General features: G+C 32.6%; 11 protein-coding genes. All 11 read left to right on the top strand.

Translation table 11 applies throughout. The features are described from left to right. Positions 1-96 precede the first annotated feature (96 nt). The 11 genes from J7E78_RS01305 (at position 97) to J7E78_RS01255 (ending at position 13,072) form a co-directional block, all read left to right on the top strand. Positions 97-834: a hypothetical protein gene (locus J7E78_RS01305; RefSeq protein ID WP_215074576.1), complete on the top strand. Its 738-nt coding sequence runs from the start codon at positions 97-99 to the stop codon at positions 832-834. Between the two features lie 28 nt (positions 835-862). After that, positions 863-2,077, top strand: a complete 1,215-nt coding sequence (locus J7E78_RS01300; RefSeq protein WP_215074575.1) for a helix-turn-helix domain-containing protein — start codon at positions 863-865, stop codon at positions 2,075-2,077. Between the two features lie 808 nt (positions 2,078-2,885). Further along, on the top strand, positions 2,886-3,116 hold the full coding sequence (locus J7E78_RS01295; RefSeq protein ID WP_215074574.1) for a hypothetical protein: 231 nt from the start codon (positions 2,886-2,888) through the stop codon (positions 3,114-3,116). A 102-nt stretch (positions 3,117-3,218) separates the two neighbouring features. Then, positions 3,219-4,091 carry a S1 family peptidase gene (locus tag J7E78_RS01290; protein ID WP_215074573.1) on the top strand — a complete coding sequence of 291 codons (873 nt, stop codon included), beginning with the start codon at positions 3,219-3,221 and terminating at the stop codon, positions 4,089-4,091. A gap of 20 nt (positions 4,092-4,111) precedes the next feature. Then, positions 4,112-4,774, top strand: coding sequence for a hypothetical protein (locus J7E78_RS01285; RefSeq protein WP_215074572.1), 663 nt, complete (start codon positions 4,112-4,114; stop codon positions 4,772-4,774). 379 nt (positions 4,775-5,153) lie between these two features. Then, complete coding sequence (locus J7E78_RS01280) at positions 5,154-6,092, top strand: hypothetical protein (protein ID WP_215074571.1); 939 nt, start codon at positions 5,154-5,156, stop codon at positions 6,090-6,092. A 358-nt stretch (positions 6,093-6,450) separates the two neighbouring features. Further along, on the top strand, positions 6,451-7,977 hold the full coding sequence (locus J7E78_RS01275; protein ID WP_215074570.1) for a hypothetical protein: 1,527 nt from the start codon (positions 6,451-6,453) through the stop codon (positions 7,975-7,977). A gap of 56 nt (positions 7,978-8,033) precedes the next feature. Next, positions 8,034-9,656, top strand: coding sequence for a hypothetical protein (locus tag J7E78_RS01270; RefSeq protein ID WP_215074569.1), 1,623 nt, complete (start codon positions 8,034-8,036; stop codon positions 9,654-9,656). Positions 9,657-9,995: 339 nt separating this feature from the next. Next, the gene (locus J7E78_RS01265) at positions 9,996-11,120 is read left to right on the top strand and encodes a hypothetical protein (protein ID WP_215074568.1); all 1,125 of its coding nucleotides are present in this window, start codon (positions 9,996-9,998) and stop codon (positions 11,118-11,120) included. A gap of 220 nt (positions 11,121-11,340) precedes the next feature. Then, a complete protein-coding gene (locus J7E78_RS01260; RefSeq protein ID WP_215074567.1) occupies positions 11,341-12,153 on the top strand; it encodes a class I SAM-dependent methyltransferase in 813 nt (270 codons plus the stop codon). 1 nt (position 12,154) lies between these two features. Next, positions 12,155-13,072: a ThiF family adenylyltransferase gene (locus J7E78_RS01255; RefSeq protein WP_215074566.1), complete on the top strand. Its 918-nt coding sequence runs from the start codon at positions 12,155-12,157 to the stop codon at positions 13,070-13,072. Positions 13,073-13,169 lie beyond the last annotated feature (97 nt).

Here is a 13,169-nt window from a genome sequence, read left to right as displayed (position 1 = left end):
TTGACACGGAAGTTTTACAGAGTCTTAAGTAAATTACTGGACAAAAATGAGGTAAAATAGTAAAATCATATACATATACGAGAGGAGTGGTGTTTTTTGGAGACTGTTACCTTGCACGATTTTAATGAGAAGAGAAAATTGGTTGAGTGTTTTGTAAACGGAACTGGAGTGAACAGTGAAAAAAAGTATGCAGATAATAGTATAACCAAAAATAAGTATAGAAACTCCAACTCCGATGAAGTTAATCAACTTGTATATGAAGTATTTAAAGATATGTATATCATTGATACTTATAGAGAAAATGGGTACGAGCATATACGGCTTTACTCAATTTTTAACAAACACTTGTATGTAATCCTGAGAGAAAGCACATTTCAGGAGCAAATTGATAGAGCTGATGATGAAAATACAAGTATTCATTACTTGTATGCTTATGCTATGAAAAACAAATACTTAATTAATGAACCTCTTCCAATAAGAGGTCAATTAGAAATGTTTGAAGGGGAAATAGTTTCAGCAAGAGATGTCCTTATTCAAAATAAGGCTAATATTGTAATGAAAAATATGGACGTAGAAGTAGTTCAACTTATTACCTACAATGTGGTTCATGGAAAAGTTATCTCAGCCAAGAGCAGGGTTCTTCATCCAGATATTGTTTTAACCCCAATTTATGAAGAAGACTTAAGTCATTACATTGTTGGGTACAACAACGAAGATGATACTGTTGGTTTTGTAGTTGAATCAAATTATTCAGATTTTTCAGACCAAAAACAGGATCAGGAAATTCAAAACTTACTCAAACTTAAAAGTATACACAAGGATCAAGATGAGTGAAAAATAAATTCTGAGAAAGGAGTTAGCTATGGCTATCGTAAGTACCTTTAACAAGGACAGATTAAAATCAGCAAGAGTATTCTTAGGATTTACGATATCCGAGTTGGCGGAACTCTCGGGTGTATCTAAACAGGCGATTTCACAATTTGAGAATGGTAAAACTAAACCTACTTTAGAAACACTCATGAAGTTAATGTATGTTCTTAAGTTCCCAAGGGAGTATTTCTATGAATCAGATACCCTTGAGGAAATACTGGTTGGAAACACTTTTTTTAGATCGTTAGTATCAACATCTAAAAAGGAACGATTATCACAAATTGAAAAAACAAGATACTTTTCTAAACTTTGTGATTACCTTGAAAAGTACATTGATTTTCCTTTAATAAACTTGCCTAATGTCAGCGACCTGATTAACTTACCTGAGAATAAATTAGATAACCCCAGTGTTTTGGAACGTGAAGATATTGAAGAAATTGCACTTTCATTAAGAAAATATTGGGGAGTTAACGAAGACCCGATATCTAATATTGTATTCTTGTTAGAGAAAAATGGATTCGTAATAACTTCGTTGGCAACAGATACTTATAAAATTGATGCTTTTAGTCAAAGGCAAATGATTAATAATCGCGAGAGATACGTGATTATTCTTGGAGACGGGAAGCAATCAGCAAGTAGGAGACAATTTGATACAGCTCATGAATTAGGACACATGCTTCTTCATAATTGGAACACTGACTACAATGACATCTATCTTGAGGAACATCGATTAATTGAGCATCAAGCAGATTCATTTGCAGGAGCATTTCTTTTACCAAAAAATGCATTTTTGAAAGATCTTCATTATCCCAATAATCTTAGCTTCTATATTGACTTAAAGAAAAAATGGAAAGTATCTATTCAAGCGATGATAGTTAGAGCGTTTCACTTAGAAGCGATTAACTACAATCAGTACACCTATCTTATGAAGCAAATGAATCAAAAAAATATGCGGAAGAAAGAACCTCTGGATGATATTCTTAGCGTTCCGAGACCAATGTTAATTAATAAAGCGGTGGATATGCTACTAAAGGCTAATATATTAAGACCGAAGGATATCATTGAAGCTGATGGATTAAATCTTACACAGGAAATTGTTGAATATTTGCTTAATCTTGAAAAGGGAACTTTGAATGAAGAGAAGAAGGACAATGTTGAAGTCTTATTGCAGTTTCGAAATCAACATGAACTAAATACTTTACCATAGACGGTAAAAATAATAAAAAATAGAGCTAAGCGTATTCAATTCATCTCACAATACGTTCAGCTCTATTTTTGTTGTGAGTCCAAGTAGTAACTCAACATATATTCCTACTGAACAGTGCAGGACAATATTACTGTTTTGTCGAATTTAAAATACTAAAAGGATCTTGTCTCATGAATTTTATATTTTCTGATTTATTTTCTTCATCAATAGACGAGTGCTTATGCATTTCGGTGCTATTAGTATGTATATTGTTCAAATGATTACATATAAAAAGTTTTTTGTTCATTTCTTGATAGAATCTCAATGATGTTAGGTAATCGTTAAAGAATTCTAATATTTGTAAATTAATGATAGATATGAGGGGTTAATATCTTGGGAGATACTGATAATATAAAAAAGAACTTAGAGGACTATCAATCTTATTTAGATAGTCTTCAGGAGAAGCTTTTTATTCTTTCTAAAAAATTTAGAGGTGTTGAATATCCAAATAATTTTTGCAATTATTCTTCGGTTCTTACATATTTCTTTCTTTTGAATGAAAATAAGGAGTTGTTTAGTGAGTATTGTATTCGAAAGATAAGAGTAGATCTGAATGATCAGAATTATTGTTATCACTGGTTAATTGTACATAAGACAGATGGATCAATTGGAAAATTACAAAATCCTGTTATTGATATGACAATTCATCAGTTTGATCAGAATTTAAAACCTGGGATCATTGTAAAATATCCATTTCCATACGAAATGATTACTGATATATGTAATCATACAAGAACATTAATAAGATTGTTAAGGATTATTAACCATAATGCCATTAGAAAAAACTATCATTCAATTAAATCATTTTGTTCACAGATTAATGAACTTTCCTATTATTATTCAAAAAGATATTTTTCCGAAAGGTAACAATATAGGGCGAGATTTGAAACGGATAGATTCTCTTTCAGGATTAAAGACTAAAGAAAGAACTGATGTAAGTGATCTCCATCGAATAGCCAGCGTTTTTGAGTTGGCTTTGGTTGCAGACAGTGAGGAATGAATTGTAACAATCTGAAAATAGTCATAACCCGCGGCGGCTGTTATTCGTATTATGTACTTGAAATGTTATATAACTATATACTATATAGGCGGTGTGACGACTATGGACGATCAAGAGTTAATAAAAGTACTTGAAAGTGTACACAAAGAAGGTTTGAATTCTGAAACTGTAACTCAGATTAAAAGCTTTCTCAAAGAAAGATTACGGCAAGTAGATGAATCGAATGAAGAATATAGCGACCTCGTTGCCACAGCCTTTCAGACATTGCTGAAAGCTTATGTATGCCCCATCGTAATAATTTATGAAGATAAAGATAAAAGGAAAATAGAGAATGCATCTGGAGTCCTTATGGATATAAACGAAAGTCTTTTTCTTGTCACTAATAAGCATGTAACCGATTTTTATTTTAATAATGAAAACTGTATATTCAAAGTTGGCGATCTACAGATAGATTTAGCAACCCTTTTAATTGATGTAAATGAAACACTCGACCTGGCTACTATTAGTTTAAGCTATGATGATCTAAAAACTATAAATGCCACATGTTATAAAGAACCATTTCGGCCTCAAAGTGGACCGCCTTCAAACTTTTCAGAATTAATTGGTGAAGTAGTAACAGTGGTTGGATATCCAGGAGTCTTACGGCATGATAATATGCAGGAATCAGTGTTGGGATTCGGAGCGTACTCAGGTCCCGTTTCAGATGCTTCCGAGATCTCAATAACAATTCCAATAGATATGGATCAAGTAGTAAAATTATTTGGCGAAGATGATCAAGAATTATTAAGAATTCGTCTTGGTGGTTTTAGTGGAGGAGGAGTGTTTATACTTAAAAATGATGGAGAATTTCACTTAGTAGGAATTATTAAAGAAGACTTAGGATCATTTTTATATGGTCTAAAAGCTACCCCGTCGAATATGATTTGTAAGAACGGTATGATTGTTGCACAATACGACTTGTATAAAGGGAGATGATTTCATCAGGGGGGTATTTTATGACTTTGGGAAAATTAGAATTAGATAAATTAAAAGTTGAGCTTAGAAAAATAGACAATAAACTCAGGGAGTCATCCTTCAGAGTTGATGTTTTATCGAGGGAGAGCATACAAGAAGCATTTCAGGAACATAAGGATGCAAAAGGGCTTTATACGTGGTATGCAACATGCAATCCTTATAATGTTAAAGCTCTATGGATAAAGCGAAAAGCACTTTATCAAAAATATATGCAGTTGAATTCAGAATCGAATAACTCCATAAAGACATTTAAAGGGGATTCTATTAAGTTTTTATTGCCTGAAATAAATCCCAAATGGAATCAAGATTCGGAATACAATTCACAAGAATACTCGGATGTGTGTCTATATGTGGGAGCAGCCAAGGGTAATAAAGAAACGTTAAGAGAAAGAATTCTGTGCCATTATAATGGTTCAATTCAAACATCTGCATTAAAATTGATTGGCTCAACATTAGAGAAGCAAAGGAAAGCTAATTCGTTAATTAAAGAATTTTTGGAAATAGAGTCAGAGCTTATTGATGACTTTAAATTACATTCCATATATTGTGAAGTGATTTTAATTGATCAATCAGAGAGTGACAGACTATATACATATGAACGAATTCTTAGAGAATGTAGGATGCCACTGATAGGACGTCAATAGTTTTGATATTTTGAGCTTTGTCCCTTGCATTCTGTCTTATTCTTACTTCTTAAAAAATTTTATAACATCCGATAAATAATTATCATCAATCTCTCATTAACTACTCTCAAACCGACTGAATACTGATCTGCTAATCATCCGATCAATCCCAGTCTTTTTCTCAGCGTTTTGAGTTAGAAAATTTCATCACGTAATTGGTGGTGAAGCTTTGTGGGGTAAGGGATTAGTGACAGTTATTTTATTCCGCAAAACAAAATCGGTGAAAGAGATGCGGTTTTGTAGGAGTGATGGTCATTCCCAACATAGGAGGGATATTTTGGTTTTGTGTCGAAATGTAGTTCAGTAGCTATAAATTTTTTAAGAACAGGAGCGGCATATAGTGAAATTGGAACTTCATCACATTGAAAGATTAGTACCTTGGTTTGGGTATGGGAATTTTAATGAAGCAGAAGTAGTCTTTTTTGGAAATGAAGAAGGACTGGGTGGCTATCCAATTGAAGCGGTTTTAGGAAGGTGTCAGCTTTACGGATATGATTCAAATACGTGGATTGAAAATGATTGGAGACTTGGATATTGGGATGAAACAAGTCATGATGGGTATTTAAAACTGGGAAAGGTAACAAATGAAATAAGAATTGCGAAGGGGCTACCATCTGAGGATCCACCTCGACGTTCATCATCTCCATTCTTAGAATTCCAAGCGAGGATATTGTTACATTTCGAGCAAATGGATAAAAATTGGTTTAATTTTAAGAAAAACCTTCTCAATGATCAATGGAATCAAATACAAGAGTTAAAAAAACACTTATATTCAAACAAGACTAAAATTAAGGTAGGATTAGTGGACTGGAGACCCTTGCCTCGACCCAAAGAGGGCTGTTGGCCATACGATGGAATCGACAGAAAAAAGTACATATCAGCTTTCAAATTAGCTAAAAGGAATTTTAAAAAAATAACTGAATTAAGCGATGGCAGATTGACAAAAGAAGAACTCGATGAGTATTCCAAGATGTTATGGAATCGTGCTGAGCTTATTAGGAAAGTATTTGTGACATTCCCTTTCTCAACACTAATCGGTGTAGGGGATATAAACGTCAAGAAGAAGTTGTTGGAATTTATTTTCAGAAATGAAAATTTAACATTCACGAAAAAGACTTTGAGAAATGGAAAATCGTATGAGACTGCTGAGCTAATTCTTCCAAACAAGAAACTCACCATAATCCTTACATTATTCTTTAATCATCGTTCTAATTGCTTACAATTAGAAGGGCTACAGCATTTATGTGAGGATGTTCTTGAACCAATTATCGGCTGTTAAAGTTAATTCCAATTATAATTAGATGGTTTCTTCTACATAAATTTACACAAGAATAATGAGTTAATTGCTAAGTCGATGAATTTCAGGTGTTTGATTCCTGTTAATCGTTTGGCTTTTTTGTTTTTCTACAAATTCAGTCTTTCTTCTTTGATTGGGTGTTCTTCACTCAGTATCGAGATCAAAGTGTTATATATTCCGAAAAGGAACGTTTTCGGAAGTTATAAGTATATTGTACCTATATTCTGGAAGGACATTTGTACCATATGTCGAATCAATAATAATTGTGGAGTTTTATGTATCTTATGGTATTTTGATTAAACTTGAAAAAATTCATAGCTGGATACAAGGAGACAGAAACATGAGAAGAACACCAACTGCTAAGGAATTAAATGATTTTTTGGATAATAAGAAATGGGAAGATTTGTGCAACCATTTATGCGTGGAGGAATTTTCAACGAAAAGAGTTAATGATGCTAATGGTAAAGGTAATGGTTTAGACGCATACAAAATAGTAGATGATAATTCATTGATTGGTTTTCAATTTAAAAAATATACGAGTAGCTTTAATGATAGTCAAATTGAAACATTGAAAAAAAATATTAAAGATGCTAAGCAAAAGACTCAAACAGAACTTGGTAAAAAGTTGAATAAGTTTATTGTTATTTTTAATATGAACTTAGATCCTTCTCATTTTAGTGTAGACGGAGATCTGAAAAAATTTGAATCAAGAGTAGTAAAATGGGCAAAGGAAAATTATGACGTTCAAGTTGAATATTTCGATCTGAACTGGGTTCATACAAAGTTACTCAAATATCCACACTTTTGTCCTGAATTATTCGAAGAATATGTAACGACCGATGTATATCAAACAGGCAATGAATCCTTGGAAGAGAAATTGAATAAGTTGATTCAGATGAGTCGGCCGTACAAGTACATTAGTAAATTGATTAAGGAAAGTAACATTCATTATTCCAGAGCAAATGAAGGTAACTATTTAAAAAGAATTGATAATGTAATAATCAATCTGGAAGATGCCATCAGATTGCTTGATCTTGATGGAGAATGTATTGATGTGGGATTTAAAGGGAAAATACTAATGTGTCTTTCAGGTATGTATGTACTTGTTTCTAATAATGCCAATGCTATCACATGTGCTGAAGAAGCGATGAGTATATTAAAAGATGAAGATGACAGGGCATATTGTAAGGGGAATTTGGCGTTTGCACTCTTAGAGTCGTCAGGTGATTTAAACTTTGCTGAAAAGCTGTTTAAGGAAATATTGGAGCACTTCGAAAGTAATTATAATTTATCAGAAACAATAAGAACAACAGGTCATTTACTTCAGATTTGTATTTACCAAGACCGAATAAAGGAAGTTATCTCTTTATCGGAAAAATTAGATAAGATTATAAATCAAAGTATGGAGTCAGGTGGAGAATTAACCGATGTTATCCTTTCTGCACAAGGAGCTATTGCTAATTCTTATGGTTATTTAGGGGATTGTGGATTCGAGGAGTATTATCAACATTCGTTAAAGATTCTCGATAGAATGATGAGAATTTATAAGAGTAATGGTATTTATTTTATGCTTTACAAGGTCAAAATATCTAAAGCAACAATTTTATGCAAAATAGACAAAGAAAAAGATGGAAAAATCGAGTTTGATGAAGTAATCTTTGAAATAAATGAACACCTTAATCGAGCCCAGGATGATAGCGTGTATCATTTATTGGCTATCGCCTTATTTAACAAAGCGTTCATAATAGAAGGACTTAATAAAGCTGAAAAACGAATTACTCTTTTAGAGGCTGAGAAGTTATATCTACAATTTGGTGATATGGATACAGTGCAACAAATAAGAGAAGAGCTTAACAATATTTTTTAAGTACAGTTATCACGCTTAATTTGATATTAACGAGATAATAGAAAAGTGGAGGACCTATGAATCAACATATTTATGCAGAGTTTTCTAATGTTTTCTTTGATATAGATATGGAAACAGCATGGCAAGATTGTCTAAGTAATATTGATACTCTTGGATTTGCAAGAATACTATCCATATTTGGATTTCTTGATACTAATAGTAGCTTTAGTCCTGATAATGATATAATAAAAAATTTATTACTCTACTATTCCTCTCGTGAATCAGAGATGATCCCTGTTTATACACTGAAAGACGAACACCTTGTTACACGGCAAGGACTATTAATTGGATGGAAATATTTGCTGAAAAGTCATACCGAGAATTCTATTGTGAATAAACAGCGTATTAGTGAGAATTTTATAAAGTTAATTAAAATGGTGACGATTATCCATGAATCATACATGGAGTATGAAGGAGAAGAATATATTCCATATTTAGCTTCAAACTCTGTATTAAATTACTATGATTCTGCGGCTCATCAATATGTTAGATCGTATTATATATTTATATTGAACTCATTTAAAAGTGAGAAATTACAATTGTATACAGAGCAAATACGAAACCGATTTAATGAAAAGTATGGTATTCATCTAAATGAATATATTTATGCGGTGGCTGGAATGTCATTTTGGTTGTCAAAAAAATTAAACGAGGATTGGAATAAATCTGAAATAATATTTGAGAATTGGTCAATCGACCCTAAGGATCTTCCTCCTCAATCTCCTAAATCAAAAGAACTGTTTAATAAAACACTTGAAAGTTTAAGTTTTTCTTTAGAAGAAGGAAAACAATGGGCTGATGAATATATAGATGCAAACTTTGATTTTAAATTATTTGAAAAAAAGCCATTGTTAAAAATTAATTCTGACACATACATTCCAATAGAGAAAAAGTTGTTTCAAAATTCACTATTTCATTCTCTATATGTAAAAATCAAAGATTCACATTCTAAAAATGAGATTGCAAATTTTAGAACTAATTATGGATATCTGTTTGAAGCATACATCGTTGAAATTGTTCAAAAAGTACCCGAGCTTTCAGAGCTTAAATATTCATCAATTCCAGAGTTTTATTATGGTCCTACTAATAATTTATCATCAGATATATATCTGACTTATGAAGATACTGTAATGGTAATTGAAGCTAAAAGTTTTAGAGTTAGATATGATTTAGACAAAGGGTTTTCTAAAAAGGAAAGTGTGAAAAAGTCTACGGATAAGCTCATATTTTCTCCTCTTTTGCAAGCTGTAGAAGCAATGAATTTAATTGTTTCAAATGAGGTTAACCAACAGTTGAATGATGAGAAAGTATACTATTATGTAACGGTAACTATGGATAATATTCCGTATTCGAATTTTGATGGAAGTGAATTCCTCAATAAGTTTAAACAAATTAATCAATTGAAAACAGGCGGATTTTATTCGTTTTCAGTGGAAGAATTAGAATTATTTTTAGAAGTTATATGTTCAACAAACGCCCCATTTGGATATTTCCTTGAGAAATATAGAACAACAAGTGAACCATCAATGTCATTTAAGAATTATATCAACAAATTTAAAGGGAAAACTAATGGACCTGTATCCCAGTTAATGATGAGAGCTCAAGATGACTTAAACGAATTCTTTATGAACCTTGAATAGTAATAGTTCTTTTCTTAAAAGCTAATAGCCGACATTTAAAATCGTCAGTGTTAAAGCATTAATCAAGGCTTTTGGGGGACAGTTTTACTCAGGTATTTTCAAGGATCTTATCTAATCGCTATAAAATACCGATCGCTACATACTCAAGGGATTTCTCAGCCCCCTTCAGGGAAACAAATTATTATTGATGGTGAAGAGAGGTAGCGACAACCTAACTTGTTGTCGCTACCTTTAATCAATCGTTGAATAAAATGGGTTTTTACTGCTACCAACTGTTGAAGGTACAGGGGAGAGGAAATGAGATAGAAGAACATTTATTAAGAAGGAGTCTCAAGAACAATGATAAATTTTGATAAAGAGTTCCCCAAAGAGTCTATTAAAATTATTAACAGTTTAATTGATGATATCTATTCATATTTTATGGAGATTGGGGGGAATCTTGAATTCGAAGACATATATGCTACTGTTTTCCCAGAACACAAGCAAGATGACGAGCATTCAGCGATGCAAGATCTAAAAACTCTCCATAGTTATATACGAGATCGGTTTCCGCATAATTTAAACCCACTTTATGAGTATGTGTTATTTAATATACTCTATTTCGTTTATGATTCATCTGATGATGGCTTCAATGTAGGTGAGATTGTAACCAAGTATTTAACTGATGATACAGTAAGGAGATTAGATGAAGGTACCTTGAGAATTCTTAGGGAAATTGAGACACCTTATGATTTGATTGGTATCATATTTGAAGATATTGATTTTCTTGATGTGGGTGAGTTATTTGAGATTTACAAAAATCAGCCCCAAATAGTGACTAAGTTTTTCAACATTGATTTAGACTACTATGAAGAACTTATGCCACAGGATATAAAGGAAGAGTATCGGAGAATTAGAGATAAACTTGTTTCTCATTCATTAGACGAAGTGAAGAAATATAGCGTAAATGAATTCAAAGAAGCAGTGATGGAAATGGTGAAGTATTTTAAAAATGTTGTTGAGCACCAAAAAGGGTTTGAGCTACTAAATACCTCTGAAGGTGGTGTGAACGAAAAGAAAGTACAAAGATTGTTTCAAATAATCGCTAAGTTATGCTTGAAGGATACAGACATAATAGTAAATCAAGAAGTAGATCTTGGAAGAGGATCTGTTGATTTTTACTTTTCTATTGGAAAAAATAAAAGGGCGTTAATTGAATTAAAACTTGGTAAGCATCAAAGATATCAAGATGGTATTAATTATCAGTTACCAACGTATCTTTTGGTGGAAAATGTTGATTTCGGTTATTTTGTACTGATTTGTTATACGGATAAAGAGTATGAAAAATCAAAAGGATTATTTAAGACAGCAAAAGAGCTTAGTACAGAATACAAAAAAGATATTAGATATGAACAAATAAATGCTTCTGGAAGTTATAAATCGGCTTCCGAAATAAAGAACAAGGAAGAGATAAAATTTGAGTGAATGTATTAATTTTATAGTAGAGAAAGCTGTGGAGAAAACATGTTTTTTCGGAAGATATACAACTATTTATTGTTGTTGAAATTTACTTCTGTGTAAGGCAAGGGGCTTTTATGAAGAAAGTCTTTATTACTGCCTGGGGTTTGGTCAAATAGGTATACAATCCAAAGGGGATGGGAATTCTTGTTAATAAGAACGAGGAAAATATAAGGGGGACAAACACATGTATCAAAGTGACTATGTTGATTTCATAGCAAGAATTCGCCAAGGTAATCCTTCTCCTGGAGGATTGTCTTTATTGCGACAATCACTTCATGGAATTTCTCCATTAACCAGCGATGCAAAAATACTTGAAATAGGAAGTAATACAGGTTCTTCACTTGCGGCATTAGCGGAAATGTTTCCAACACAAAGTATTATAGGAATCGACATTTCTCCAAAAATGACAGAAGTAGCAAAAGAGTATATAAATGATTTGCAAGAAAGTGGTTTATTGGTTAACAAGAATGTTTTGGTTAAAACAGACGATGCTCAAAATCTTGCCTTCAGTAATGAAACTTTTGATTTAATTGTATCAGGGGGGACACTTTCTTTCGTTGAGGATCGTGAGTCGGCGGTAAAAGAAATGGAGCGTGTTTTGAAGCCTGGAGGATATCTCTTATCACTTGAATATTGTTATAAAGAGGATATTACCCCGCCTCAAGATCTGCAATACAAAATAACAAATTTACTTGAGTTCGATGTAAGCCGATTGAATTTAACTTATTGGAATAACATCCATTTACAAGGTTCTCTCTACATGGAGGGTTTGCAAGTTTTCAAACCATATATACACAGAGCTAAAAATGTAAAAAATACTGTTGATTCCGTTTCAGACTACTTGCAGAGGGGGAATAGAACTTTATCAGATAATGACAGAAGTAAACTAAGTGAGTCACTTAACTTGTTCATTCAAAATGAACAATACTTACTATTAGCAGTGTATACAATGAGAAAGCTTCAAGGCACAAAGTTGCTTATGGATGTGGTCAATTAGAATGCAGATTAAACCCTTTTTAACTATCTCAAATTCTCGGAGTAACGGCTACAGACTTGGATTAACTAATCGATTTAAAATAGATTTGACAAGAACAATAATGGATGTTCAGGATATTGAGAATGAATTTGTCCTTGAAAGGTTAAATTCTGTAGGTTTGGTAAACTACGAGAAAGTTGAGTCTTCAAATAAATTTTCAAGGACACTTTCGTACTTCTCTTTATTTACAGCATATCCTGTAACCTTACTTGAAAAGGTCAGAAATGCACATATCATAATATTAGGTTGTGGTGGTTTAGGAGCTCGATTGGCTCTTGATTTAGCCGCTTTGAATCCTAACCAAATAACTTTAGTGGATCCAGATATTGTAGATGCAACAAACATTCAAAGGATGTTTTGGCTTAGCGATTCTGATGTTGGTAAGTACAAAGTTGATGTCTTAAAAAAATTGATTAATGATATCAGTCCACAAACGGTAGTTACCATTTATCCAAAATGCGCTGAGCTCTATATAAAAACGGAAAGGTTCAGTGGTGATTTTATATTTGTTACCGCAGACGGAGAAGACGGTGCAATTCAACTTCGTATTGGGACAATATTGAAGGATTCTGGGATCGCCCATATGGTGATGGGATATTGGGAATCTACCTTAGTTGTCGGACCAATTGTTGATTCAAATAGTCTGTGGAATCTCACAGACTTATATCAGAAAGGCGACAAGTTCGAAAGGAATCAGTACCAAAGGGATTTTATTCCGCCCTCAGTAGGTTTCTCCAATTCAATTGTTGCTGGTGTTGCCATCAACGAGTGGATAAAATATTTGGAATATAAGAATACAAAGTTGTTATTAAATCAGTGGCAATTTGATGTGATTACACTCTCTTCCAAGTATATACCTATTAGTGAATGGAAGAATTAAGGTAGGGAAATGGTATCAGAGAATAGATTTTCGCATATTGAATGTTCTAAATATTCCCCTACAACTCTTTCTTCGATTTAACAAATAAAAAATTCCT

Source organism: Paenibacillus polymyxa (assembly GCF_018614975.1).
Taxonomy (GTDB): Bacteria; Bacillota; Bacilli; order Paenibacillales; family Paenibacillaceae; genus Paenibacillus; species Paenibacillus polymyxa_E.
Note: the sequence above shows the minus strand (reverse complement) of the source record. Positions and strands in the feature narration are given on the sequence as shown.

Bases quoted from the DNA above. Each gene is read 5' to 3' on its own strand.
- J7E78_RS01265 (WP_215074568.1), top strand. From the start codon at position 9,996: ATGATAAATTTTGATAAAGAGTTCCCCAAAGAGTCTATTAAAATTATT.
- J7E78_RS01300 (WP_215074575.1), top strand. From the start codon at position 863: ATGGCTATCGTAAGTACCTTTAACAAGGACAGATTAAAATCAGCAAGA.
- J7E78_RS01260 (WP_215074567.1), top strand. From the start codon at position 11,341: ATGTATCAAAGTGACTATGTTGATTTCATAGCAAGAATTCGCCAAGGT.
- J7E78_RS01270 (WP_215074569.1), top strand. From the start codon at position 8,034: ATGAATCAACATATTTATGCAGAGTTTTCTAATGTTTTCTTTGATATA.
- J7E78_RS01285 (WP_215074572.1), top strand. From the start codon at position 4,112: ATGACTTTGGGAAAATTAGAATTAGATAAATTAAAAGTTGAGCTTAGA.
- J7E78_RS01290 (WP_215074573.1), top strand. From the start codon at position 3,219: ATGGACGATCAAGAGTTAATAAAAGTACTTGAAAGTGTACACAAAGAA.
- J7E78_RS01295 (WP_215074574.1), top strand. From the start codon at position 2,886: ATGCCATTAGAAAAAACTATCATTCAATTAAATCATTTTGTTCACAGA.
- J7E78_RS01255 (WP_215074566.1), top strand. From the start codon at position 12,155: ATGCAGATTAAACCCTTTTTAACTATCTCAAATTCTCGGAGTAACGGC.
- J7E78_RS01275 (WP_215074570.1), top strand. From the start codon at position 6,451: ATGAGAAGAACACCAACTGCTAAGGAATTAAATGATTTTTTGGATAAT.